Origin of the sequence: Methyloversatilis discipulorum (assembly GCF_018780585.1) — a bacterium.
GTDB lineage: Bacteria > Pseudomonadota > Gammaproteobacteria > Burkholderiales > Rhodocyclaceae > Methyloversatilis > Methyloversatilis discipulorum_B.
On sequence record NZ_JADMJL010000035.1, the window covers coordinates 1 to 23,814 of the forward strand.

The following is a 23,814-nucleotide window of genomic DNA, read 5'->3' on the forward strand; positions in this document are numbered from 1 at the left end:
CGAGGTGCCCCTCGGGAGGTAAAGACAATACAAGGAGCGGTCTTCTGACCGCGACACGGCCGCAGCAGTCCGCCGGCTTCGATCCACGCCGCTGCCCGGGTCAGAAGGCCTCTCCCACAGAACCCCGTCCCGAGCTCAGGTCTTGGATAGGGCGCAGCACCCCTGTGGGAGCGGTCTTCTGACCGCGACGCGGCCGCTGCAGTCCGCCGGCGTCGATCCACGCCGCTGCCGACGAACTCATGTGTCGAACGGCAGCCGAAAGCGGGAGTTGCGCACTCACGTCGCCCGCGATGGACAAAAAAAAGCCCGCTGGTCAGCGGGCTTTCTCTTTGCAGCGGTACTGCGCTTACTTCTTCTCTTCGTAAGCCGGCGCCGCAATGGCCGCGGCTTCGACCGGCGCCGCCGGGGCAGCGGCTGCATCGGCAGCCGGCGCTTCGGCCGCGTCGGCGACCTTCGGTTCGGCGAAGCTGGCGCCCGACTTGTTGCCCATGTAGGCCACGGCGCGGGTGATTTCGTCGTCGCTCAGCGAGGCGTTACCGCCCTTGGCCGGCATCGCGCCCTTGCCGTTGATCGCCGACTTCACCAGTGCATCGAGACCGGTGGCAATACGGCTGGACCAGGCAGCGCTGTCGCCCAGCTTCGGCGCGCCGGCCATACCGGCGTCGTGACAGGCGGCACAGGCGCCCTTGTAGATCTGCTCGCCCGTCTTCGGGCCCTTGGCTTCCGGCTCGCCCAGAGCGAGTTGTGCAACCGGCTGGATCGCACGCGACACCACTTCCGGATCGGGATTGCTGGCGCCCTTGTAACCGGACGACACGTACTGGGCCACCAGCACGCCCAGACCGACAAACACCACAAATGACAGTACGACCACCGCGATCAGCTGTTGCGGCGTCTTGATGAGAGTTTCGTGCTCTTCGTGCGCGTCCGACATGGTGCCTTCCTCTGATGACCTGGATAGGGTTGGAAAAACAGAACGCGCCATTATAGCGGCAGCCGGCGCCGCCTGCGTCCCGGACCTACCACCCGCATGGACGCGCAGGCGCAAAGCGGCTATCCTTCGCCGCCTGCGGGGTGTTTCACCGCCCGCAATGCGCCCGTAGCTCAGCTGGATAGAGTACTGCCCTCCGAAGGCAGGGGTCGTGCGTTCGAATCGCGCCGGGCGCGCCAATTCTCCGAAAGGGCCGGATCACCTCGATCCGGCCCTTTTGTTTTGGGCCGACCGGCTACCCGCGAGCCGTTTGAACCTGACTGACGGGAAGCGTCGCGATACGCAGCCGGCGGAGGCCAGTGCCCTTCTTCACACCTGCCTTACGAGGCTTCGGCGGCGGGATCGAGGCAGCGGCGCACCTTGGCCAGCAGGCGCGCCTGGTCGACCGGCTTGACGATGAAGTCGAGCGCACCGGCCTCCTTCGACTGGATCACGATGCCGCGCTCGCTGTGCCCGGTCATGACGAGAATCGGGATGGCCGCGAGTTGCTCGACCGACTTGATGTGGCGCATGGCCTCGATGCCGCTCAGACCCGGCAGTTCGAGATCCATCAGGATGAGATCCAGATGATGCCTGCGCACCATGCCCAGCGCCTCCGGTCCGGAGGCGGCGAACAGCGCCTGCATGTCGTTCCTGATAAGCCAGTCGCCGATCAGCTTGCGCTGAAACTCGTCGTCATCGACGATCAGCACGACCGGGCGAAGCTGACTGATCACCTCGGACAAGACCTGCGCCGATTTCAGTTGCGGCGACAGCGCCTGCCTGTATTCAGTCGCCCATTCCACTGCCTGCCCCATCGTTTCGGTGGCGCTGCGCAACTGCAGGTCGATGCCTTCGCTACGCAGTTGATCGACCTCTTGCGCGACCTTCGGGATGTCGCCCGCCTGAATGACCGATCTGTCGGCCAGCGTTTTCGGGAATCGCGCCAGCGCGGCACCGATGCGGTCTCCTGCCTCGTCCAGCGAGCGCCTGACCTGACTCATCTGGTCCTGTCCGCGCGACATGTAACGTTCGAGCGTCGTCTCCAGTTCCGCGATGCGCCGCACGTGCTCGGCAAGCTCGCTCTGGCTGATCGGCAGCGAACGCTCGAACTCGATCTGGCGCATCGCGTGAAACACCGACATCGGCAGACGCGGCGTATCGTGGGTCAGCGGCCAGAACAGGATGTAGTCGTCGAAATACTCGCGCTTGCACAGTTCGTAGACACGCTTCAGGTCGTCCTTGTCACAGAGGATGACGGTGCGGTGGGGAATCGCCTGCACCACGGTGCTCAGGCGATAGAGACCGAGGTAGTAGCGCTCGGCTTTCTCCAGCGAGTTGAACGCGAGCAGCAGCACGTCGGGCTTGATCCGCTCGAAATCCTCGATGCTGCGGTCGGGGTCGGTCGACATGAATATCTTCTCGAACTCGTCGCGCAACAGCCTGCGCACCAGTTCGGCGTCGCTGACGATATCGCTCGCCACCAGAATGCGTAGGTCTTCCTTGTTCATGCCGTGTTCACCAGGAGCGTTCTTCGGGCTTCCCACTCGGCCATCCATTCCGGCAGGCGATCGGCAGGCATCGGTCGTGCGATGAAATAGCCCTGTGCGACGTCACAGCCCAGATCACGCAGGCACGCCCAGTCACCCGCCGTCTCGACGCCCTCTGCCACACTGCGCAGACCAAGCTGGCGGGCCATGTCCAGATTCGCGCGCAGAATGGCCAGCAGCTCCGCGTTCTCGCCGGCGCCACGCACGAAGCTGCGGTCGAGCTTGAGTTCGTCGAACGGAATGTCCCGCAGCTGCGCCAGCGACGAGAAGCCGGTTCCGAAATCGTCGATCGACAATCCGATGCGCTTCAGACGCAGCCGCGACACGATGTCGAGCAAGGACGGCGTATCGTGCATCAACTGACTCTCGGTCACTTCCAGCACCAGCTGCGCGATCGGCACGCCAGCGCGCGCAGCGGCGCTGGCCACCCGGTCGGGGAAGTCCAGCGCAACCAGGTTGTCCATCGACACATTGATCGCGCAGCGCAGCTCGAGCCCGCTCTCGTTCCACGAGCGCGTGTCGCGCAGCGCAACGTGCAGCACGGCATCGGTCAACTCTTCGATGACGCCGCCGCTCTCGGCTGCCGCAATGAACTGGTCAGGAAACACCAGCCCATCCTGCGGATGCGCCCACCGCACGAGCGTCTCCACGCCTACCACCCTGGCATCGGAAAAGGCGACCTTCGGCTGATAGTGATTGACGATCTGTCCTTGCCGCACGGCTTGGCCCAGTTCCGCCGCCTCATACCGTTTGCGGAACTCGGGTTCGCTCCCGGACCGTGCACCGTCCGCGGCTGGCTGCAGCAGCGCGCGGATCGATTCCAGCGCCACCGGCTTGCGCAGCGTGCCCCACACCTGCAGTTGGCGTGCGGTCGCCAGACGACGGACCGAATCGAGCACGCGCACGTCCTCGCCGCTGATCAGAACGAGGCCGCCCCGATAGCCGTGCCGCGACAGATGGCGCAGGAACTCGACACCATCCATGCCCGGCATGTTGAGGTCGCAGAACAGCACATCCACGCTGTCGATCTGCCCGTCTATCAGCGTCAGCGCGGCACTCGCGCTCTCACAGGCAAGCACGCCATCGACACCCAGCTGGGTCAGCTGGCGTGTCAGCAATCGCAGCGTGAAGCGGTCATCGTCGACGATCAGCACCCTCATGCCTGCGGCCTCCCCGAAAGTGTGTCGTCGAGGTGATTGCGTATTGCCTCTTCGGCGCGAGCCTGGATCGAATCCAGTCGCTTCACGCCCTGCTTGAGGTAAGCGATGCGCCCGCTCCTCGCCGCCCGTTCAAAGGTACCGCAGCACTCGGCCAGCTCGAGCGCACCGACCGAGCGGGCAGACGATTTCAGCTTGTGCGCAACGTGTGCCGCCCGGGCGCAGTCACCCACTTCGCAGGCCTGACGCAGCTCGCCCCACTGCGGCAAGGTCGTATCGAGATAGAAGGCGAGCAGCTCGCGTATCGACTCGTCGTCGTCGCCGATGATGGCGCGCATCGCATCCACGTCGAACACCGGCAGGTCGACCGGCTGATCCGATGCCGGCTCGGTACCCACAATGACCTGTTCGATCGCCACACGCAACTGTTCAAGCTTGAGTGGTTTGGTCAGATAGTTGTCGAAGCCCACCGCCCGTGCGCGCTCGTGTTCCCCGCGCAGTGCGTTCGCGGTCAGCGCGATGATGGGCATGCGCCCTCCTTGCGCATCTCGCCCCGCCGCGGCCTCTTCGGCACGGATCGCACGCACGAGCGCATAACCATCCATCTCCGGCATGTGCAGATCGGTCAGCAGCATCGCGTAACGCGAACGCCGCCACATCGCCAGTGCCTCTGCGCCGTTCTGCGCGATTTCGGCCGTTCGCCCGAGCAATGCCAGCTGCTGCAGGATGACCTTGCGGCTGGTCGCATCGTCCTCGGCCACCAGGATGAGCTCGCCGCTGGCACGCGCCTGCTCGACCGTCGGCGCAGCCGGTGCGTCGGGAACGTCGCTTGCGTGCTGCTCGTGCAGCACCTCGGCCGACTCCCGGCCGGTGGCTATCGCCACCGCCTGCAACAGCGAGCGCCGGCGCAGCGCCGAGTAGTCGAGACTCACCTTGTCGGCATCCGCAATGCGCGCGCGACGACGACGACCGCGGGTGATCAGGAGCTGCCGCACCTTCGTCTTCGTACCGTCGCCGACGTCCAGTGGAAGGGTCGCTCGCTCGACCGCCCGGATGACCACCACGTCCAGCCCGCCATCGCGCGCCCGGAGCACGGCCTCGGATTCGTCGGCCACGTCGTCGACCCGGGCCCCGGCATGCAGAAGATAGTCGGCGAAACCGGGATCGTTCAGCACCCGGTCGACAACGATGCAGTGCGTGCCGCGCAGGTCCGGATAGTTCGGCGCCGGCATCTCCGGCGGCAGTGGGAAGGGAAGATGGGCAACGAAGGTCGAGCCCCGACCGGGTGCGCTGACCACCTGGATGTCGCCACCCATCAGCTCGATCAGTCGCCGGCAGATGGTCAGACCCAGACCGGTCCCACCGTAGCGGCGCGAGGCCGAGTTCTCGCCCTGGTTGAACGGGCGGAACAGCAGCTGAAGCGTTTCCGGGGTCATGCCGATGCCATTATCGATCACGGTGAACGCCAGCCGCAGCGGCGACGCCTCCGCCCGCGTCACCCGCAACGCGACCTGCCCCTGCGGCGCACTGCGGCCAGCCGAGAACTTGATCGCATTACCAACGAGGTTGTACAGCACCTGGCGCAGGCGCACCGCATCGCCGAGCACGCACTCGGGCACCTCTGGCGAGACGATCACGCGCAGCTCGACGCCAGAGCGTTCTGCCAGCGGCAGCAGGGCGTCGCACACCCCCTCCGCGAGATCGATCACTGACAGCGGTTCGGACAGAATCTCCAGCCGCCCCGCCTCGATCTTCGAGAAATCGAGGATGTCGTCGATCAGCCCCAGCAAGGTCTGGCCGGACTCGCGTGCAGTGCGGATCATGTCGGCCTGCTGCGCCGTGAGCGGGCTGTGCGCCATCACCTCCAGCATGCCCAGCACACCATTCATCGGTGTGCGGATTTCGTGGCTCATGTTGGCGAGGAAGGCGCTCTTTGCCCTGCTTGCCTCCTCCGCCTGCTGCTGGGCGATGCGCAGTTCGGCGGTCCGGGCGACCACCAGCTCTTCCAGATGATCCTTGTAGCGGAGCACCTCGTTCTCGGCCTCATGCCGGCTGGTCACGTCGGTCCACGCGCCGACGATGCGCATCGGTTCGCCGTCGGGGTCTCGTTCCACCCGCATGTGATCGTTGATCCAGATCCACCGTCCGTCGGCACCGCGGAAGCGGTACTCGTGCACGACGTGACCGGTGCGCAGCACCTCGCGCGTGTGGGCGATGGCGGCGTCGAGATCGTCCGGATGCACATTACTCCGCCACCAGTCCGGCGTGCGGGTCTGCTCGACCGGGTAGCCGAACAGCCACTCGATGTTGTCACTCACCCACTCCGGCTGTACCCGCTCACCTTCGACGGCCAGCGCGTAGGTCACGCCCGGGCTCACGCTCAGGTAATGGCTCAGGCGCGTGGCGACGGTGCGCAGCTCGTCCTCGACGCGCTTGCGCTCGCTGATGTCCGTCATGCCTCCCAGCATGCGCGTCGGCTGACCGTCCGGATCGCGGATGACGTAACCGCGGTCGACGACGTAGGCATAGCTGCCGTCGAGGCGGCGGAAGCGGTAGCTGTCCGACCACTGCTCACCGCCGTCGTCGATCACACGATGAATGCCTTCGGTCACCCGGTCGAGGTCGTCCGGGTGAATGCGCGAAGTCCACGACGAGATGGTCTTCTCGATGGTCAGCAGGTCGTAGCCGAACAGCTTCTCGAAACCATCGTTCCACCAGAGCGTGTCGTAGCGAAGATCCCAGTCCCAGATGGCGTCGTTGGTCGCGCGTGTCAGCCGACGGAAGCGCTCCTCGCTGTCGCGCACCGCCTGCTCGGCCACCTTGCGCTCGGTGATGTCGCGCTCTATCGCCAGCCAGTGCGTGTAGAAGCCGTGTTCGTCGGTGATCGGCACGATGTCCAGCTCGAGCCAGATCACCTCGCCGTTCTTGCGGTAGTTGATCACCTGCTCGCGCGCCGGCTGCCACTGCGCCAGCGCATCGCGCAGACGGCTCCGCACCTCGGGCTGGGTGGCCGGTCCCTGCAGCATGCGCGGCGTCATGCCGAGCGCCTCTTCGCGCGTGTAACCGGTGATGCGTTCGAAGGCCTCGTTGACGAAGTGGATGCGCGGCCCGTCCGGCGTGCCTATCCCATCGGTGCCGGTGATCATGACAATGTCGCCCATGCGCGCGATGCACATCTCGAGCAGGCGCAACTGCTCCTCGTCCTTGTGCCGCTGCGACACGTCGAAAATGACGCCCTCGATGCTTCGCACCTGGCCGTCGGCATCGCGTATCCCCTGCCCGCGTTCCCACACCCAGCGTTCGCCGCCATCGGCGGCAAAGATGCGGTAGGTCAGCTCGAACGCCCGGCGCTCGTCCAGCGCGCGCGACACGTCCTGTTGGACCCGCAGGCGGTCGGCCGGGTGTATCAGTTCAACGTAACGCCTGTGCTCGATGCCGACCAGTTCGGACGGCGCATAACCGGTCAGCGCATGGGCACCATCGCTGACGAATTCCATTGTCCAGCCGGCATCGGGTCGGCAGCGATAGACCATGCCGGTCAGGTTGCTCATCAGCGTCAGCATCTCGCGCCGGCTTTCCTGCAGCGCTTCGTCCGCCCGCTTGCGCTCCGAAATGTCCTGGAAGGCGCCCTGCACACGCACGATCTCACCGCGCTCGTTACGCACTGCCTCACCTATCGTGCGCACCCAGAGTACCTGCCCGTCGCGGCCGGCCGCCTGCAGCTCGACGTCGAACGGCACGCCGGTCTGCATACAGCGCTCGAATACCTCGCGGATCCACGGCTGGTGCTCGGGCACGTAGAGCTTCAGCCCCTCGGCCGCCACCGGCATCTGCGATGACTGCAGTCCGAACAGGTCGCGCGCCTCGTCCGACCAGGTCATCGCAAGGCCCGGCACATCTATCGTCCACGCGCCCATCCGGCTGACGCGTGAGGCCATCGCCAGCAGGGCCTGGCTCTGCCGCAGCCGCGCCTCGGCTTCGCGCTGCTGTGTGATGTCCTCCGCGACGCCGATGATGCTGCGCGCAGTGCCGTCCGTGTCGCGCTGCATGGACACGCTCATACGCACCCAGACGATGCGGCCATCGGCGGCGATGCAGCGCTTCTCCGTGACGAAGCTGTCACGCGCGCCACGATGAACCTCGTCCATCAGCGCACGATTGCGCGCCAGATCGTCGGCGTGCGTGATCGACAACAGCGTGCGCGCCTGCAGTTCCTCCTCGCCGTAACCCAGCATGCGCCGGTATGCCGCATTGGTAGCGATGAAGCGGCCTTCCAGCGTGGTGATCGCGATGCCGGTCGCGGCGTCCTCGAACACCTTGCGGAATCGCGCCTCGGTCGCGGCGATCGCCTCGCGCGCACGCTCCCGCTCGGTGATGTCCATCACCATGCCAAGTCGGCGCTCGGGACAGCCTTCGACGTCGAAGAGCACCTTGCCGCGCTCGTACATCCAGCGGATTTCGCCATCGGGGCGCCGGATGCGATAGGTGTTCTCGATCACCGGCGCTTCGGGCGTCACATCAGTGTTCGCGCAGGCCACGCGCGCACGGTCTTCTGGCAACACCATGTCGAGGAAGGCATCCATCGTCCCGGCAAACGCCTCCGGTTCGATGCCAAACAGCCGGCAGGTCTGCTGCGTCCAGGTCAGGCGGCCACTCGCCAGGTCAAAATCCCAGCTGCCCATGGAGGCGATCGCCTGCGCCTCGTCGAGTTGCGCGCGCATGCGCTCCGCCTGGCGCTGCGCACACTTCTGAGCGGTGATGTCGGTATGCGTGCCGACCATGCGCAGCGGCTTGCCGTCGGCGTCGCGCACCATCACCTTGCCGCGGCCGAGTATCCAGCGATCGCTGGCGTCGCTTGCCCGCATCCGGAACACGGCTTCGTAGAAAGGCGTGCGGCCCGCCAAGTGCTCGCGTACGCAGTGCAGCGTCTGTTCGAGATCGTCCGGGTGCACGCGCGACGACCAGGCATCCAGCGTGTGCGGAATGTCCGCCGGCGCGTGGCCGAGCATGGTGCACCAGCGATCGGAGAAGAACACCTCGTCGGTCAGCACGTTCCAGTCCCACACGCCCTCGTCGCTCGCGTCGAGGGCGAACTGCCAGCGCTCCTCCAGCGCCTTCAGGGCGGCCTCGGTCCGAGCCTGCAAGTGCAGCTGGCGGCGCAACCGCATCTGCGTCATCACCTGGTCGGCCAGCGTGCGCAGTGCACGCCGCTGACGGTCATCCAGACTGCGGGGCGTCCAGTCGATCACACACAGCGTACCCAGCACCTCGCCATCGGGCGTGAGCAGCGGAGCGCCCGCGTAGAAACGGATGCCCGGCTCGCCGGTGACCAGCGGATTGTCGGCAAAGCGCGGATCGAGCGTCGCGTCCTTGACCTCCAGCAGATCGGGGGCATGCAGGGCATGGGCGCAGAACGCCACGTCGCGCGAGGTATGCGTGACCTCGATGCCAATGCGCGACTTGAACCACTGGCGCTTACCGTCGACCAGCGACACGAGTGCGACCGGCGTCCCGCACAGCTCAGCGGCCAGGCGCGTAATGTCGTCGAACGCCGCCTCAGGAGGCGAATCGAGGATATCGAGCTCGCACAGCGCACGGATGCGCGCCGGCTCGTTGGCGGGAAAGGCTGCTTTCATCGGTCAGTAAGGCAGATGCGTGCGACGGCCACGGAGTGAACGGACGGAACCCCCTGATGAATGCAGACACTACGCCAAGACGACAGGGCCATCATGAACATGTGCGAACCGCAAGCATTTGCGGTCCATCGAGCGTCGCTCCCTGGCCTGACGCGATTTACGGCGTATCCCGTCCGAACTTTGTCAGCGACTGTGTCCGCCCGCCGCCGGTCCCGGCGACGGACAGGTCGGCCCGACGGACACGGGCGGCGCAGGCGATATTCGGATGTACTTCGATTCATGCACGAATTGCGCTTGCGCTACCATCCGGTCGACACGTAGATCGAACGGAGTCGGAACGGGGAAGAACGGCGGCCACAAGCGCCCTGCAGTGTTGCGATGGATAGTGCTTGCGCTGTTCGTGCTCGCCGTTCTCGACATCCGCCTGTTCATGTTCGTCGACGCGGCACGCACGGAAACGCTGGAGCGTGCGCGCGACACGCTGCATGTGAGCGTCGACGTCGTCGCGCAACGCATGGACCAGCACCTGGCGACCTATGACCGGCTGCTGTCCGGCATTGGCGAGGGCGTGCGGCTTCACGGCGGAATTTCGGCCGCGCCGGATCTGACCCTGCACCGTCTGCTGGTCCGCCGACACGCACTCAACCCGGAACTACAATCGCTCTTCCTGGTGCGCCACGACGGCACCCTGGCGGCGACGTCGCTCAGCTCTCCGCCCCCGGCGCTGGATGTATCGACACGGGACTATTTTCTGGCGCAGTCCGGATCGGGCGCCGACGAGCACCGGCTCTTCATCGGGCCGGCGATCGTCAGCAAACTGACCAACAGATACATCTTCCCGCTGAGCCGGCGGGTCGAGAACGACGGCAACCGCTTTCTCGGCGTGGCCGCAGCGGCCGTCGATCCGGAGCAGCTGACGACCCTGCTGAGCGAGCAGGGTCTGCCCGCTGCATACACGCTGTCCGTGTTCCTGCGCGACGGGCATCGGCTGGCCTGCCTGCCCCGCAGATCCGATTGCCTCGAAGGCACGGCCGGCGACATGCCCTTGTTCCGCACCCTGCTGCCCGCAGCCGCCGACGGCCTGTTCGCGCGCCAGGGCCTGCTCGACGAGCGTCCGGGCCCGGCCGCCTACGCAACATCCGACGCTTATGGCGTCGTCGTCACCGCCACTGCGGACGAAGGCATGCTGCTGCAGTCCTGGCGACGCAACCTTGGCGGTTACGTTGCCATGGCGGTGGCCAGCAACCTCGCGTTCGCGGGGCTGGCCTGGTTCGCCTTCCGCCAGGTGCAGCGCCGCCGGCTGGCTCTGCAACAGCTGGCCGACGCAAACCAGGAACTGGAGAACCGCGTCGCCCGCCGCACCGATCAGCTGCGGCGCAGCGAGGACCGTGCGCGGACCTTCATGAACACCGCGCGCGACGCGGTGGTCGTCGTCGACAGCAACAGCTGCGTCGTCGAGTTCAATCGCGCGGCCGAAGTGCTGTTCGGCTACAGCGTCGACGAGGTCGCCGGGCGGCGGCTCGATATGTTGATGCCGCCATCCGAAGCGGCGACGCATCGACGCCATGTACAGGCAGCCAACGCCTCAGCCGAGGCACGCGCAATGAGCAGGGGGCGCGAGGTGACGGCCCGGCACAAGGACGGCCGAGAGTTTCCGATCGACGTCACCGTCGGCAGTTCGGGCGACGGGGCGCAGAGTTTCCACGTCGGCATCATTCGCGACATCAGCAAGCGCAAGCGCCTCGAACTGGAACTGCAGCGGCAGGCGTCGACCGACGGTCTGACCGGCGTGCTCAACCGCCGCGCCTTCACCGCCGAAAGCGAGCGGCTGATATCGGTCGCGTTGCGCCACGGGCGGCCGCTGAGCCTGATGGTGATCGACGCCGACCACTTCAAGAAGGTGAACGACGTGTTCGGCCATCCGACCGGCGACGCCGTGCTGAAAGCCCTTGCGCTCACGCTCGGGCAGGCGCTGCGCACCAGCGACGTGCTCGGCCGTCTCGGCGGCGAGGAGTTCGGCATCGTGCTGCCGGAAACCGATGCGACCGGCGCGCGCGAGGTCGGCGAGCGACTGCTGCAGGCGGTGCGCGAGCGCCGGATCGAACACGACGGCCACACGCTGAACATCACCGTGAGCATTGGTGCGACCGTGCTCAGCGCCGGCGACGACAGTTTCGAATCGGCCTTCCTGCGCGCCGACCGGGCTCTTTACGAGGCGAAGCACGGAGGACGGGATCGCGTCGTGCTGGCGCTTGGCGAGCAGGCAACGGTGTGAGGCCCGCCGGCCGCAGCCAGGCGCCGCGAGCCGCGCGGCAGAGAATCAGGTAGTCGTCAGGCGCGGAAGCCGGAGGCGGCGCGCAGGGGCGCCGCGGCGGACGGATGGGTTTCCGCCGGCATCGGGTCGGTGGCCCCCATCCGTGCGGCGATCCATTGCGTGGCGGCCTGCGCGGTCAGCGGACGCGACCACAGGTAGCCCTGCCCCTTGTTGCAGTCCAGCGTCGCCAGCAGCGCCGCCTGACCTTCGGTCTCGATGCCTTCGGCGGTCGTGCTCATGCCGAGGCTGCGAGCAACGCGCACGGTGGCTTCTATCAGTACCCGCTTGTGCAGATTGCTCTCGGCGTCGGCGACGAAGGAGCGATCGATCTTGACTGTGTCGATCGGCAGCTGGCCGAGACAGGCCAGCGAGGAATAGCCGGTGCCGAAATCGTCCAGCGCGAGCGCGAGGCCGAGCGCTTTCAGTTCGAGCAGGCGGGCGCGGATGTCGTCGCCCTGCGCCGCCATGCTTTCGGTCAGTTCCAGCTGCAGTGCCTGCGCCGGCAGGCCGCTCGATTCGAGCACGCGCGCGACCTGGTCGGTGATGGCGGCGTCCTGCAGTTGTGCACGCGACAGGTTGACCGACACCATGCCGGGCGCCTGCGCGCCAAAACGGCGCTGCCACGCCGCCAGCTGTCGGCAGGCCGAATCGAGCACGAATTCGCCGACCGCGCCGATCAGGCCGCACTCCTCGGCAATCTCGATGAATTCGACCGGCGACACCAGACCGCGCTGCGGATGCTGCCAGCGGACCAGCGCCTCGAAGCCGGCGACGCGACCGTCGGACAGCTCGACGATGGGCTGGTAGACGACGAACAGTTCGCTCTGTTCGAGCGCCCGCCGCAGTTCCACTTCGAGTGCGCCGCGGCGGGTCGCGATGTCCTTGATCGACGGCGTGAACAGCACGTGGCGTCCGCCGCCGGCGCGCTTCGCCTCCTGCATGGCGAGGCTCGCGTCCTGCAGCACGGCATTCGCTTCGGCCGCGGCATGATTTCCGGCGACGACGCCAATGCTGGCGGAAATATGAACCTCGACGCCGTCGATCAGATAGGGGCGGGACAGCGTGTCGATCAGCCGTTGCGCGATGCTGTGCACGTCCTCGCTGCCACGCAGGCCATCGAGCAGTACGACGAATTCGTCGCCGCCGAGGCGGGCCGTTGTATGCAGCGGCTCTCGCGCAGGGCCGACGGCATCGCGCTGACGCACGGTGCCATTCAGCCGCTCGGCCACCATGCGCAGCAGCCGGTCGCCACCGGCCTGCCCGAGCGTCAGATTGACGCGATTGAAGCGGTCGCAGTTGATAAACAGCACGGCAAAGGTGGGGGCACCGCTGGCGTCAGGGCGCGCCAGCGCCTGCTGTATGCGCTCCAACACGGCGGAGCGGTTGGGCATCAGCGTCAGGCTGTCGGTGCGCGAGGCGTCGCGCATCCGCGACGCCAGACGCTGTTGCTCCAGTTCGACCTCGTGCGTCACGTCATTGACGCAGCCCATGATGGTGTGGGCGTCGAGCCGCAGCAGACTGATGCCGAGCACGCGCCGGCCACCGGCCGTCGACCGCACCGGCATGCGCAGCCCCTCGCACACCAGCGCACCCGGCTCGATGGCGGCGTCGGCCATGGCGCGCAGATCCGGCGCCACCTCGTCCAGCACCTCGAACAGGTTGTCGAGATTGCCCTGCCGCGCCAGCGGCATCAGCAACTGCGCCGAGCGCGGATTCATCATCGTCACCGTGCCGTCGGGCCGGATCTGCAGCAGGCCGATCGGCGCCTGATAGAGGAACTGGATCAGCGCCTCATAGGCGGGCGGCTGCAGATCCTCTGGGTCGCTGTCCGGCTTCATCGCACGGCCGCCGACTGAAGCGCCGGCTGCCAGCGCTCTACCCGGTTGCGGCCGCCGGCCTTGGCCGCATAGAGCGCCTCGTCGGCACGCTGCATCAGGGCATCGAAATCGCTCACGTCCGCATCCATCGTCGCAACGCCGGCGCTGATCGTGTAGCGCACGGCCTGCCCGCCGACCTCCACCGCCTGCGACGCGAGCAGCTGGCACAGGCGCTGGGCGACGATCTCTGCGCCCTCCAGCGTGGTGTCCGGCAGCAGCACGACGAATTCCTCGCCACCGAAGCGCGCCAGCACGTCCATCGCGCGGAAGGTCGCGGTCATGCCGGCGGCGAGATGGCGCAGTACGGCGTCGCCGGCGGCATGTCCGTACTGGTCGTTGATGCGCTTGAAATGGTCGGCGTCTATCATCACCAGCGACAGCGGCCGCGGGAAGCGCGCCCAGCGCTGCATCTCCAGCTCGACCGCCTCGACGAAGGCGCGGCGGTTCAGCAGGCCGGTCAGGTGATCGCAGGACACCGCCTTCAGCAATGCTTCCGCCGCCTCGCGCCGGTCTGACACGTCGCGGATGATGAGGCTGTAGGCATGTTCGTCCGTCAGCGCGTCGTCGCGGTCGTGCAGCGGGGCGATCAGGCAGCTGCCCCAGTAGCGACCGGCATCGGCGCGCACGCACCAGCCCTCGTCCAGGCTCCAGCCGGTGCGGTCGGCCTCGTGCAGCCGGTCGAGCACACGCTGTTCGGAAATCGCGTCTTCAGGGTAGAACATCGACAGGCTGCGACCGATCACCTGGTCCTCGGTGAAGCCGGTGATGCGGGCGATGCTCGGGTTCCAGTCCTGCACGCAGCCATGGTGGTCGAGCGATACCAGGGCGTAGTCGGTCAGGCCGATCGCCAGCGTGTTGATCCAGGCCTGGCTCTGGCGCAGTTCGCGGTCCCGGCGGACCGACTGCGTCACGTCGGAAATGACGGCCATCAGTCGCTCGGCGTCGAGCTTGAGCAGTGTCAGCGCCAGCACCTGGCTCTGTCTGCGGCCGGGCTGGCCGGTCGCGATGGGCACCTGCAGCGCGTCGCACACCGTGCCGTGCACGTCCGGAAAATCCTGCACCCGCTGTCGCAGGTCGGGCACTACGGCTTCCAGCGCGGTGAACAGATTGGCCAGCTGGCCGTCCGGGGAGAGCGGCATCAGCAGCTGTGCGCACAGCGGATTGATCATCGTGATCTCGCCATCCGCCAGCGTCTGTACAAGGCCTATCGGCGCCATGTACATGAACTGCAGCAGCGCTTCGTATTCCTCTTCTACCGGTGCGCTCATGCGTGCTCCGGCTCAGGTCTGGCGGTGGACCAGCACATAGCGCAAGTCGCTGCCGGGTCGGGCGAGCAATCTGAGCTTCACCTTGACCGGGCGCATGCGCAGGGTCAGCACGTAGTCGATGGTGTCGTCGAGCACACTGCCGTCCTGCTGCGCGTCCTCGAAGCGCTGGGCAACCATGAAGTTGTTCATGCACGGCGCCACCACGGTGAACAGCGCGTGCCCGATCACCCGATCGGGCGACAGGCCGGCGGCGGCCGATTCGAAGCGGTTGTAACGTCTGACCTGGGTTGCGTCGTCCATGCCGATGACGCCGAAGTCGAGGCTGTCGAGCTCGGCATCGCTGGCGCGGTCGAGATAGTCAAACAGTGCTGCATTGGAGAACGAGAGGGTCTGTTCCGTATTCATGGTGCTCCCTGGGTCGGTATCAACGGACACCTTGAGGTGCGCCGGATGGCAATGCGGAGGCAGCGGACACTCCGGACAACGGATCAGTTATCGGGAGTGCACCCGCGAACTTGAGGAGGCAACGAGGGCGCGATCGGCCAATCGACCAGCTTGCCGCGGGCGTCTACCGGCAACTGGTCACCGAACGACCAGGCGCGTGGACATTCGGGTGCCGACAGGCGTTCCCTCACCCACGCTTCAAGTGCGGGCAGCAGCGCCGCCGGGGTGGCGCCTGCGTGCGGCACGACGAAGGCCTTCAGGCGTTCGCCCTCGGTCGGCGACATGCGGCGTACCGCGCACGCCTCGACGAGCGGGTGTTCGAGCAGCACGTCGCGCACCCGCGCCGGAAACACGTTGATGCCCGCCACCTGCACCGCTTCGTCGCGTCGCCCGGCCAGGCGGAAGCGCCCGTCGGGCAGCCACTCGATCACGTCCTGCAGCACAGCTCGAAGCTCGCCACCGTCCGCCGTCGAGCGCACCAGTGCCGCGTCGTCGGCCACCGCGCGGCGCCAGTGCGGCATCAGCGCGTAGGGCGCGCCAGCGGCGTCGCGCCAGCCGATGCCGGCCGTCTCCGAACTGCCATAGATCTGCAGCAGACGCGCCAGCCCCTGCGCGCACAGCGCATCGGCCAGCGCATCCGGGCAGGGCGCGGTAGAGCTGCTACCGATGATGTCGGCAGGCAGCTGCGGACCGAAGCGGGCGAGCAGCGACCAGTGCGCCGGATGGCTCACCAGCAGATCGCCCGGCTGCAGCCGGGCGGCCAGCGCCTGCGGCGGCAGCGGCCGCACATCGACGACATCGTGCGTGCCCAGCCGGGGCGGCAGCAGGACGCCGAAGATGAAGCCATAGATGTGATGGACCGGCACCGCGACCAGCACCCGCCGGCGCGGCCCGATGTGGGCGGCCAGCGCATCGGCCTCCTCCTCCAGCATTGCCAGCGCGTGTGCGCACGCCTTCGGCATGCCGGTGCTGCCGGACGTGCGGAAGGTCAGGCGGCGGCCATCCTGCGCGAGGCCTTCGCGGGCCAGCGCGCAGTACTGACCGAAAGTACTCGCCGCCGGCAGCGCATCGATCACCGTGCTGTCGTGCAGCTGCAGCAGTTCGGCGATGGCGGCGGCCAGCGTATAGCGCTCCAGCGAATCGAGCCCGAAACCGCTGTCGTCGAACGCCATCGACGCCGACCACGGCTGCGGCGGCAGCGGTGAGCCGCCGGGCCGCAGCCGTCGCACCTCGTCGGCGATCAGGTCGGCGAGCACGCGTTCCAGCGCCGGGCCGTCGGCGTGCCAAGGGGCGCTCATCCGTCCGACTCCAGCACGTCTGCTGCGCTGCCTGTGCGCAGCACGCCCACCAGCCGGGTCAGTTCATGGTCCAGCGCGCGGTCCTCGACCACCAGCGGAATGCAGGACTCGAGCCACGACTGGGTGTGCGCCAGCACCGGCGGCAGCGCACCGGCGTCGATGCGGCCGCGCAGCGCGACCGCCTGCCGGGCCGACACCAGCATCGCCGCCAGCACCTGTTCGCCCAGTTCGAGCACGCGCAGGCAGTCGCGCGCGGCGATCGTGCCCATGCTCACCTTGTCCTGGTTGTGGCATTCGGTCGAGCGCGAGAACACCGACGCCGGCAGGGTGGTCTTCAGCGCCTCGGCGGTCCACGCCGACACGGCGATCTGCAGCGCCTTCAGGCCGTGGTTCAGTGCGCCACGTTCGCCGGTGGCGGCGGTCAGGTTGTCGGGCAGGCCGTGGCTGAAGCGGCTGTCCACCAGCAGCGCGAGCTGGCGGTCCAGCAGGTCGAGCACATTGGCGACCGCGGCCTTCAGGCTGTCCATCGCGAACGCGACGTGACCGCCGTAGAAATGTCCGCCATGCAGCACGCGCCCGCTGTCCGGGTCGATCAGCGGATTGTCGTTGGCGCTGTTCAGTTCGTTCTCGATCAGCGTCCGCGTGAAGGGCAGCGCGTCTTCGAGCACGCCGATCACGTGCGGCGCGCAGCGCAGCGAGTAGCGGTCCTGCAGCCGTGCCGGATTGCGTGCCGTGCCGGCGTCGCAGGCGAGGTCGCGACGCAGCCGGCGGGCCACCGCCTGCGGTCCCGGATGCGGCTTGGCGGCGAACAGCAATGCGTCGAAGTGGTGCGGGTTGCCGGCGGTCGCGAACACGTTCAGCGCGGTCAGGCGGGTGGCGACCCGGCTGCAGCGGCGTGCCCGCTGCCAGGCGAGACAGGCCAGCGCGGTCATGACGGCAGTGCCGTTCATGATGGCGAGTCCCTCCTTCGGCTGCAGCGACAGCGGCTGGATACCGGCTTCGGCCAGCGCCTCGCGCGCCTGCATGCGCCGCCCTCGCCACAGCACGTCGCGCTCGCCGCACAGCGCGGCGGCGACGTAGGACAGCGGCGTCAGATCGCCGCTGGCGCCGACCGACCCTTCGGCTGGAATGCAGGGCAGGATGTCGTGCTCCAGCAGCGCCGCCAGATGCTGCAGCAGTGCGTAGCGCACACCGGACATGCCCTGGCACAGCGAGGCCAGCCGCGCGGCCAGCACCGCGCGCGTCTCGTCGGCCTCCAGCAGGCGTCCCATGCCGACGCCGTGATAGGTGTAGAGGTGGTGAGGCAGCTCCGCCACCTGCGCGGCGGGCACCGCCACTGTGCACGAGTCGCCGTAGCCGGTGGTGACGCCGTAGATCACGCCGTCGTCGGCGAGCAGCTGCAGCACGACGCGGGCGCCGGCGTCGATGCGGGCGCGGAAGGCTGTCTCGGTCGACAGTACGGCGCGACGCCTGCCGTCGGCGATGCCGGCGATCGCCTCGATGTCGAGCGGGCGACCGTCGAAAACGACGTCATCGTGTTCCGGTGCGGCAGCGGTCATGAGATCCCTATCGAAGTGGGCACGGAGGCGAAGCATGGCAGCGGACGGCCGGGCTGCGCAGTGTTGCCCGGGCACCGGGCCGAAGCGAAGACAGCGGCCGGGCGACGTGGTTTCACGCGCGTCGGTGGTTCAGCCAGCGCAGCGCCGTTCGACCTGGCGATGGAACAGCGCACCGGCCGCCACGCTGGCCGCCCACGCGAAGACAAGCGCCGCTGGCGCAGTGTCCGGCGTGGCGCCCCACAGACGGGTGACGACGGCGTTCACCAGCATGGCCACCGGGTAGTGGATCAGGAAGACCGAGAACGAGATCCGGCCGAGGAAGGCGAGCGCCGGAATGTCGGGCCAGCGCGCCAGCAGCCCGCTGCGCAGGCCGCCCCACAGCAGCAGTGCCACGCAGCCGGCGAAAGCCACGCGTTCGCGGTGTTCGAGGGTCAGCGCCAGCAGCACGGCGGCGGCGACCGCCACGCCCCACAGCAGCGAGCGGCCCGGTCTGGACAACCAGCAGGCGGCAGCCCCCAGCGCATAGACACCGAAATAGTAAGGGCCGGCCACGTCCCAACCGGTATTGCGATTGATCACGAACAGCGACGCGGCGGCAACGCCGGCGGTGATCGCGGCGAGCACGACGGCGTGGCGCGTCGGGCCGGTGCGCGAGGCCAGCCAGACCAGCAGCGCCGCCATCGCGTACAGCTGGAAATCGATCGCCACGTACCAGACGCCGGCCGACAGCGCCTCGACGCCGACGATGTCCTGCAGCAGCAGTGCGTGCGCGAGCAGCTGACCGACGGAAGGCGTACCGGGCAGGCTGGGGTCGTCGATCAGGGCGCGGGCAATCGCGGCGCAGACGACGCTGATCAGCACGGCCGCCATGCAGGGCAGTGCCAACCGGCGATAGCGCTTCCACAGCACCGCCGGCAGCGACAGCGGTCGCGGCTGCAGCGCCGGCGCCAGCGCACGGGCCGCGAGGAAGCCACCGATGACGAAGAACACCTGAACCGCCAGCCGCCCGTCGTAGTAGAGCCAGTCGGACAGAGCAGGAAAGCGGCTGCGGAAGGCCTCCGCCAGCGGACCGTAGGCGACCAGGTGATGCAGCACGATGAGCTGCGACGCGACTGCCTTCAGCGTGTCGAATATCGCGAGGCGCGAAGCGACGTCGTGCCGGTCGGCGCGGGAGAGGGCATCGGTGCCGACCGTCGGCGCATGCATTGCGGGGGATTCCAGTGCGAGGCCCCGCATTGTGCATGCCGCTGGCCCGAATTCAAGGCCGGCCGCGTCAGCCCTCGCCGCGCGCCACTTTTGCCTCGTAGGTGGCGAGATCCAGCAGACCTTCCTGCATCGCCTGCCGGCGTTCGTGCTCCGGCAACACGTCCTGCACCATGTCTAGCCGCTTCCACGAGGCAAGCGGCGTCGTACATTCCGCCTTCGGCACGTACTTCGACTGTTCGAGCTTGCGGTAGCGATGGACGTAGCGCGGACAATTCACCCAGATCTTGCTGACCGTTACGCGCACCAGATACTTGGCTTCGTCGTAGTCCGCCAGCAGCGGATCGTCGGCGAGGAATTCGGCGCTGCCCTGCACCCGCACGCGGTGCGGGTTCTCGAAATCGATGAACAGCAGGCCGACGCGCGACTGGCCGACGATATTGCCCACCGAGTAGAACATGCCGTTGCCGTCGTAGCCCGGGAACACCAGCGTGTGCGCGTCGAGCACCTTGACAAAGCCGGTGGGGCCGCCCTTGTACGACACCGTGGGATTGCCGTCGGGATCGACCGTCGACAGGAAGAACATGTCGCGCGACGTGATGAAGGCGCGCTCGTCGTCCGAAATCTGCTCATGCACCCACCCGGTGTCGAGCATCTCGGCCAGGCCGGTGGTGCCGTAGGCCTGTTGCAGTGCGCGATGGTGGTCTGAATACAGGGAAGACATGGCGGTTCTCCTCGGCTGGATTGCAGCGAGCGAAGCGAACCGGCTCGCCGGCGCATCGACGGGTGCGCGTGAACCAGCATAGGGAGAGCCGTGCGGGCAAGGTGCCCGCCGCGCTGCGGCGCCTCAGTGCGCCTCGTCCCAGTTGCGGCCGACGCCGGCTTCGACCTTGAGCGGCACCGACAGCTGCGCCACGCCTTCCATCAAGGCCGGCACGCGCTCGCGCACCAGTTCCAGTTCGGCTTCGGGCACTTCGAGCACCAGCTCGTCGTGCACCTGCAGGACGAGCCGCGTCTTCAGCCCATCGGCCGTCAGCCAGCCATCCACCGCGATCATCGCCAGCTTGATCAGGTCGGCCGCCGTGCCCTGCATCGGCGCATTGATTGCCGCGCGCTCGGCACCCTGGCGGCGGCCGACCTGCTGGGCGCGGATGTCCGGCAGTTGCAGCCGGCGACCGAACACGGTTTCGACATAGCCCTGCTCGCGCGCCAGCGCACGCGTCTCGTCCATGTAGCGGGCCACCCCCGGGTACTGCGCGAAGTAGCGGTCTATCCAGCTCTGTGCGGCGCTGCGCTCGATGTCCAGATTCTTCGCCAGGCCGTGGGTGCTCATGCCGTAGATCAGGCCGAAGTTGATCACCTTGGCATAGCGGCGCTGTTCGCTGCTCACTTCGTCCGGCGGTACGCCGAACACTTCTGACGCAGTGGCGCGGTGCACGTCCTCGCCGTCGGCGAAAGCCTGCAGCAGGCGTGCGTCCTGCGACAGGTGGGCCATGATGCGCAGTTCGATCTGCGAATAGTCGGCGCTGACCAGCACGTGGCCCGGCGGTGCGATGAAGGCGGAGCGGATGCGCCGGCCCTCTGCCGTGCGCACCGGAATGTTCTGCAGATTGGGATCGACCGAGGACAGCCGGCCGGTCACCGCCACCGCCTGGCCGAAACTGGTGTGCACGCGACCGGTGTCGGCACGCACCATGCGCGGCAGCTTGTCGGTGTAGGTGCCCTTGAGCTTGGCCATGCCGCGGTATTCGAGAATGAGGGCCGGCAGCGGGTAGTCCAGCGCCAGCTGCGACAGCACTTCCTCGTCGGTCGACGGCGTGCCGGACGGCGTCTTCTTGATCACCGGCAGCTTTTCGCGCTCGAACAGGATTTCCGCCAGCTGCTTCGGCGAATTGATGTTGAAGGGCTGCTTGGCGGCGGTGTGCGCACGCTGTTCCAGTTCGAGCATCTTCTGGCCCAGTTCGTTGCTCTGCGCGGCGAGCGACGCGCTGTCGAGCAGCACGCCGGTGCGCTCCATGCGGAACAGGATGTCGGACACCGGCAGTTCGATGTCGCGATATATATATGCAAGCTTGCTGTCTGCCTGGATGCGCGGCGCCAGCACCTCGTGCACGCGCAGCGTCACGTCGGCGTCCTCGGCGGCGTAGGCAGAAGCGCGGTCGATCGCTACCTGTTCGAAGCCGATGCGCGCCGCGCCCTTGCCGGTGACTTCGTCGTAGCTGATCACCTTCAGGCCGAGGTGGCGGGTGACCAGGGTGTCGAGGTTGTGGTTGCGGTCGGCTTCCAGCACATAGCTTTCGAGCAGCGTGTCATCGACCACGCCGGCCAGCCGGATGCCGTGGTTGGCGAACACGTGCCGGTCGTACTTCAGGTTCTGGCCGAGCTTGCCGTGCGTCGCCGATTCGAGCCAGGGCTTGAGCTTCGCCAGCACCTCGTCGCGCGGCAGCTGGGCCGGTGCGTCCGGATAGACGTGGGCCAGCGGCAGGTAGGCGGCTACGCCCGGCGCCAGCGCGAAGCTCATGCCGACCAGCTGCGCCTCCATCGGCTCCAGGCTGGTGGTTTCGGTGTCCAGCGACACCACCTGCGCCGCCATCAGCTTCGCGTGCCAGCGGTCGAAGGCGGCCCAGTCGAGCAGGGTTTCGTAGTCAGCACGGTGGCTGCCCTCGGGCGCGGTCGAGGGCACGGCGTCCTCGGCCGGCGCCGGTGCGTTGACCGTCTTGCGCGGGCCCTTGGCCAGATCGTCGAGCAGGCCCTTGAAACCGTAGCGCTCGTACAGCGGGCGCAGCGCATCGGCGTTCTCGCCGTCGGAGGTGAGCGATTCCAGCGGCTGCGGCAGATCGACATCGCATTTCACGGTCAGCAGCTTGCGCGCCAGCGGCAGGAAATCGAGGTGAGCGCGCAGGTTCTCGCCGACCTTGCCGCCGATGTCGGCCGCATTGGCGACCACCGAATCCAGCGTGCCGCCGTACTGCTGCAGCCACTTCACCGCGGTCTTCGGGCCGCACTTGTCTACGCCGGGCACGTTGTCCACGCTGTCGCCGATCAGCGCGAGGTAGTCGACGATGGCCGACGGCGGCACGCCGAACTTGGCCAGCACGCCGGCTTCGTCCAGCTTTTCCTCGCTCATCGTGTTCACCAGCGTCACGTGCTTGTTCACCAGCTGGGCGAGGTCCTTGTCGCCGGTCGATATGACGCAGTCGATGCCGCGCTCGGTCGCCTGCGCGGCCAGCGTGCCGATCACGTCGTCGGCCTCCACGCCCTCGACCATCAGCAGCGGCCAGCCGAGCGCGCGCACGGCCTCGTGGATCGGCGCGATCTGCGCCGCCAGGTCTTCGGGCATCGGCGGGCGATGGCCCTTGTAGTCCGGATACCAGTCGTCGCGGAAGGTCGGGCCCTTGGCGTCGAACACGACAGCGCGATAGTCCGCCTTGTAGTCGCTTGCCAGCCGCCTTAGCATGTTGATCACACCGCGCAGCGCGCCGGTCGGCTCGCCCTTTGCATTGCGCAGGTCCGGCATCGCGTGGAAGGCGCGGTAAAGATAGGACGATCCATCGACGAGCAGCAGCGTGGGCATGGCGGATTCCGCGTGGGGACATTCGGTCGGCCCGCGATTATCGCCGCACCCGCCCTGATCGGGCACTTTCACCGGATACTTTTCCCATGAGCGCGAAAGACAAACTGCCGGGCATGATCGACCCCGGTGAAGCGGCACGCACCAGCAGCGCACGCGAGGCCTGGCGCATCTTCGGCATCATGGCCGAGTTCGTCGAGGCGACCGAGCGGCTGCAGCAGATCCGGCCGGCGGTCAGCATCTTCGGCAGCGCCCGCACACCGGTCGATCATCCGTACTACGCCCTGACCGAGCGGGTCGCGCGCGAGCTGTCGGACGCCGGTTTCTCGGTCATTTCCGGTGGCGGCCCGGGCATCATGGAAGCGGCCAACAAGGGCGCCTTCCACGGCAAGTCGCCCAGCGTAGGGCTGAACATCCAGTTGCCGATGGAACAGCACGCGAACGTCTATCAGGACATATCGCATTCCTTCGAGCACTTCTTCGCCCGCAAGTACATGTTCGTGCGCTTCGCCGCCGCCTACGTCGTGATGCCCGGCGGTTTCGGCACGGTGGACGAACTGATGGAGGCGCTGACGCTGATCCAGACGCGCAAGAGCCGCAGCATTCCCGTCATCCTGGTGCACGCGCCGTTCTGGGCCGGCCTGATCGACTGGTTCCGCAACACGCTGGTGGCCGAAGGCATGATTTCGCCGGAGGACATGGACCTGGTGCAGATCATCGACGACCCGGCGCAGATCGTGGATGCGATATTCCGGCACTACGAGAACCGCAGCTTCATGCCGCTGCCTGAGGAACACGAGGCGATGTTGAATCTTTGAGAGGCAGGGGCTGGGGACTAGAGGCTAGGGGGCTAGTGAAGATCTCGCGCGGCGACCGCCGCGCCTGTTCGCTAGCCCCTCATCCCTAGCCCCTAGCCTCTCCCCGCTGCCCCCCGCCCTGCCTCTGTTAAACTGCCGGAATTACGAAG

At 67.4% G+C, this 23,814-nt stretch carries 14 protein-coding genes and 1 tRNA gene; 3 read left to right on the forward strand and 12 right to left on the reverse strand.

Annotated elements, in window-relative coordinates; translation table 11 throughout:
- Nucleotides 1-346: 346 nt before the first annotated feature.
- Complete coding sequence (locus tag IV112_RS15030) at nt 347-934, reverse strand: c-type cytochrome (RefSeq protein ID WP_020162991.1); 588 nt, start codon at nt 932-934, stop codon at nt 347-349.
- Between the two features lie 159 nt (nt 935-1,093).
- Here IV112_RS15030 and IV112_RS15035 point away from each other — a divergent pair.
- Nucleotides 1,094-1,170, forward strand: a tRNA-Arg gene (locus IV112_RS15035).
- A 141-nt stretch (nt 1,171-1,311) separates the two neighbouring features.
- On the opposite strand, the gene IV112_RS15040 is transcribed toward IV112_RS15035, so the two are convergent.
- The 3 genes from IV112_RS15040 to IV112_RS15050 are packed head-to-tail and all read right to left on the reverse strand — an operon-like array spanning nt 1,312 to nt 9,313.
- Nucleotides 1,312-2,481, reverse strand: coding sequence for a response regulator (locus tag IV112_RS15040; protein ID WP_304004597.1), 1,170 nt, complete (start codon nt 2,479-2,481; stop codon nt 1,312-1,314).
- Entirely contained in the window at nt 2,478-3,680 is a 1,203-nt protein-coding gene (locus tag IV112_RS15045; protein ID WP_304004600.1) for an EAL domain-containing response regulator, read from the reverse strand. The genes IV112_RS15040 and IV112_RS15045 overlap by 4 nt, the downstream gene beginning before the upstream one ends.
- Nucleotides 3,677-9,313 (reverse strand): PAS domain-containing protein, encoded by a 5,637-nt coding sequence (locus tag IV112_RS15050; protein ID WP_304004603.1) that lies wholly within the window; start codon nt 9,311-9,313, stop codon nt 3,677-3,679. Before IV112_RS15050 ends, IV112_RS15045 begins: the two co-directional genes overlap by 4 nt.
- A gap of 385 nt (nt 9,314-9,698) precedes the next feature.
- Here IV112_RS15050 and IV112_RS15055 point away from each other — a divergent pair, with 385 nt between their 5' ends.
- On the forward strand, nt 9,699-11,588 hold the full coding sequence (locus IV112_RS15055) for a diguanylate cyclase (protein ID WP_304004606.1): 1,890 nt from the start codon (nt 9,699-9,701) through the stop codon (nt 11,586-11,588).
- A gap of 56 nt (nt 11,589-11,644) precedes the next feature.
- On the opposite strand, the gene IV112_RS15060 is transcribed toward IV112_RS15055, so the two are convergent.
- The 8 genes from IV112_RS15060 to polA form a co-directional block, all read right to left on the reverse strand.
- The gene (locus tag IV112_RS15060; protein WP_304004609.1) at nt 11,645-13,465 is read right to left on the reverse strand and encodes a putative bifunctional diguanylate cyclase/phosphodiesterase; all 1,821 of its coding nucleotides are present in this window, start codon (nt 13,463-13,465) and stop codon (nt 11,645-11,647) included.
- Entirely contained in the window at nt 13,462-14,772 is a 1,311-nt protein-coding gene (locus IV112_RS15065) for a sensor domain-containing diguanylate cyclase (protein WP_304004612.1), read from the reverse strand. Before IV112_RS15065 ends, IV112_RS15060 begins: the two co-directional genes overlap by 4 nt.
- 12 nt (nt 14,773-14,784) lie before the next feature.
- On the reverse strand, nt 14,785-15,177 hold the full coding sequence (locus tag IV112_RS15070; protein WP_304004614.1) for a phosphonate transporter: 393 nt from the start codon (nt 15,175-15,177) through the stop codon (nt 14,785-14,787).
- A gap of 83 nt (nt 15,178-15,260) precedes the next feature.
- On the reverse strand, nt 15,261-16,514 hold the full coding sequence (locus tag IV112_RS15075) for an AMP-binding protein (RefSeq protein ID WP_304004617.1): 1,254 nt from the start codon (nt 16,512-16,514) through the stop codon (nt 15,261-15,263).
- On the reverse strand, nt 16,511-18,073 hold the full coding sequence (locus IV112_RS15080; protein ID WP_304004619.1) for an HAL/PAL/TAL family ammonia-lyase: 1,563 nt from the start codon (nt 18,071-18,073) through the stop codon (nt 16,511-16,513). Before IV112_RS15080 ends, IV112_RS15075 begins: the two co-directional genes overlap by 4 nt.
- Nucleotides 18,074-18,202: 129 nt before the next feature.
- Entirely contained in the window at nt 18,203-19,279 is a 1,077-nt protein-coding gene (locus IV112_RS15085) for an acyltransferase family protein (RefSeq protein WP_304004622.1), read from the reverse strand.
- 67 nt (nt 19,280-19,346) lie between these two features.
- Entirely contained in the window at nt 19,347-20,000 is a 654-nt protein-coding gene (locus tag IV112_RS15090) for a pyridoxamine 5'-phosphate oxidase family protein (protein ID WP_304004625.1), read from the reverse strand.
- Between the two features lie 123 nt (nt 20,001-20,123).
- Nucleotides 20,124-22,850 (reverse strand): DNA polymerase I, encoded by a 2,727-nt coding sequence (gene polA / locus IV112_RS15095; protein ID WP_304004628.1) that lies wholly within the window; start codon nt 22,848-22,850, stop codon nt 20,124-20,126.
- Between the two features lie 86 nt (nt 22,851-22,936).
- Here polA and IV112_RS15100 point away from each other — a divergent pair, with 86 nt between their 5' ends.
- A complete protein-coding gene (locus IV112_RS15100; RefSeq protein ID WP_020162980.1) occupies nt 22,937-23,665 on the forward strand; it encodes a TIGR00730 family Rossman fold protein in 729 nt (242 codons plus the stop codon).
- Nucleotides 23,666-23,814: the final 149 nt, after the last annotated feature.

What these genes read in the sequence shown, in the direction of transcription:
- IV112_RS15100 (WP_020162980.1), top strand. Translation starts at nt 22,937, where the DNA reads ATGAGCGCGAAAGACAAACTGCCGGGCATGATCGACCCCGGTGAAGCG.
- polA (WP_304004628.1), bottom strand. Translation starts at nt 22,850, where the DNA reads ATGCCCACGCTGCTGCTCGTCGATGGATCGTCCTATCTTTACCGCGCC.
- IV112_RS15045 (WP_304004600.1), bottom strand. Translation starts at nt 3,680, where the DNA reads ATGAGGGTGCTGATCGTCGACGATGACCGCTTCACGCTGCGATTGCTG.
- IV112_RS15030 (WP_020162991.1), bottom strand. Translation starts at nt 934, where the DNA reads ATGTCGGACGCGCACGAAGAGCACGAAACTCTCATCAAGACGCCGCAA.
- IV112_RS15075 (WP_304004617.1), bottom strand. Translation starts at nt 16,514, where the DNA reads ATGAGCGCCCCTTGGCACGCCGACGGCCCGGCGCTGGAACGCGTGCTC.
- IV112_RS15060 (WP_304004609.1), bottom strand. Translation starts at nt 13,465, where the DNA reads ATGAAGCCGGACAGCGACCCAGAGGATCTGCAGCCGCCCGCCTATGAG.
- IV112_RS15040 (WP_304004597.1), bottom strand. Translation starts at nt 2,481, where the DNA reads ATGAACAAGGAAGACCTACGCATTCTGGTGGCGAGCGATATCGTCAGC.
- IV112_RS15090 (WP_304004625.1), bottom strand. Translation starts at nt 20,000, where the DNA reads ATGTCTTCCCTGTATTCAGACCACCATCGCGCACTGCAACAGGCCTAC.
- IV112_RS15065 (WP_304004612.1), bottom strand. Translation starts at nt 14,772, where the DNA reads ATGAGCGCACCGGTAGAAGAGGAATACGAAGCGCTGCTGCAGTTCATG.
- IV112_RS15080 (WP_304004619.1), bottom strand. Translation starts at nt 18,073, where the DNA reads ATGACCGCTGCCGCACCGGAACACGATGACGTCGTTTTCGACGGTCGC.
- IV112_RS15070 (WP_304004614.1), bottom strand. Translation starts at nt 15,177, where the DNA reads ATGAATACGGAACAGACCCTCTCGTTCTCCAATGCAGCACTGTTTGAC.
- IV112_RS15050 (WP_304004603.1), bottom strand. Translation starts at nt 9,313, where the DNA reads ATGAAAGCAGCCTTTCCCGCCAACGAGCCGGCGCGCATCCGTGCGCTG.
- IV112_RS15085 (WP_304004622.1), bottom strand. Translation starts at nt 19,279, where the DNA reads ATGCATGCGCCGACGGTCGGCACCGATGCCCTCTCCCGCGCCGACCGG.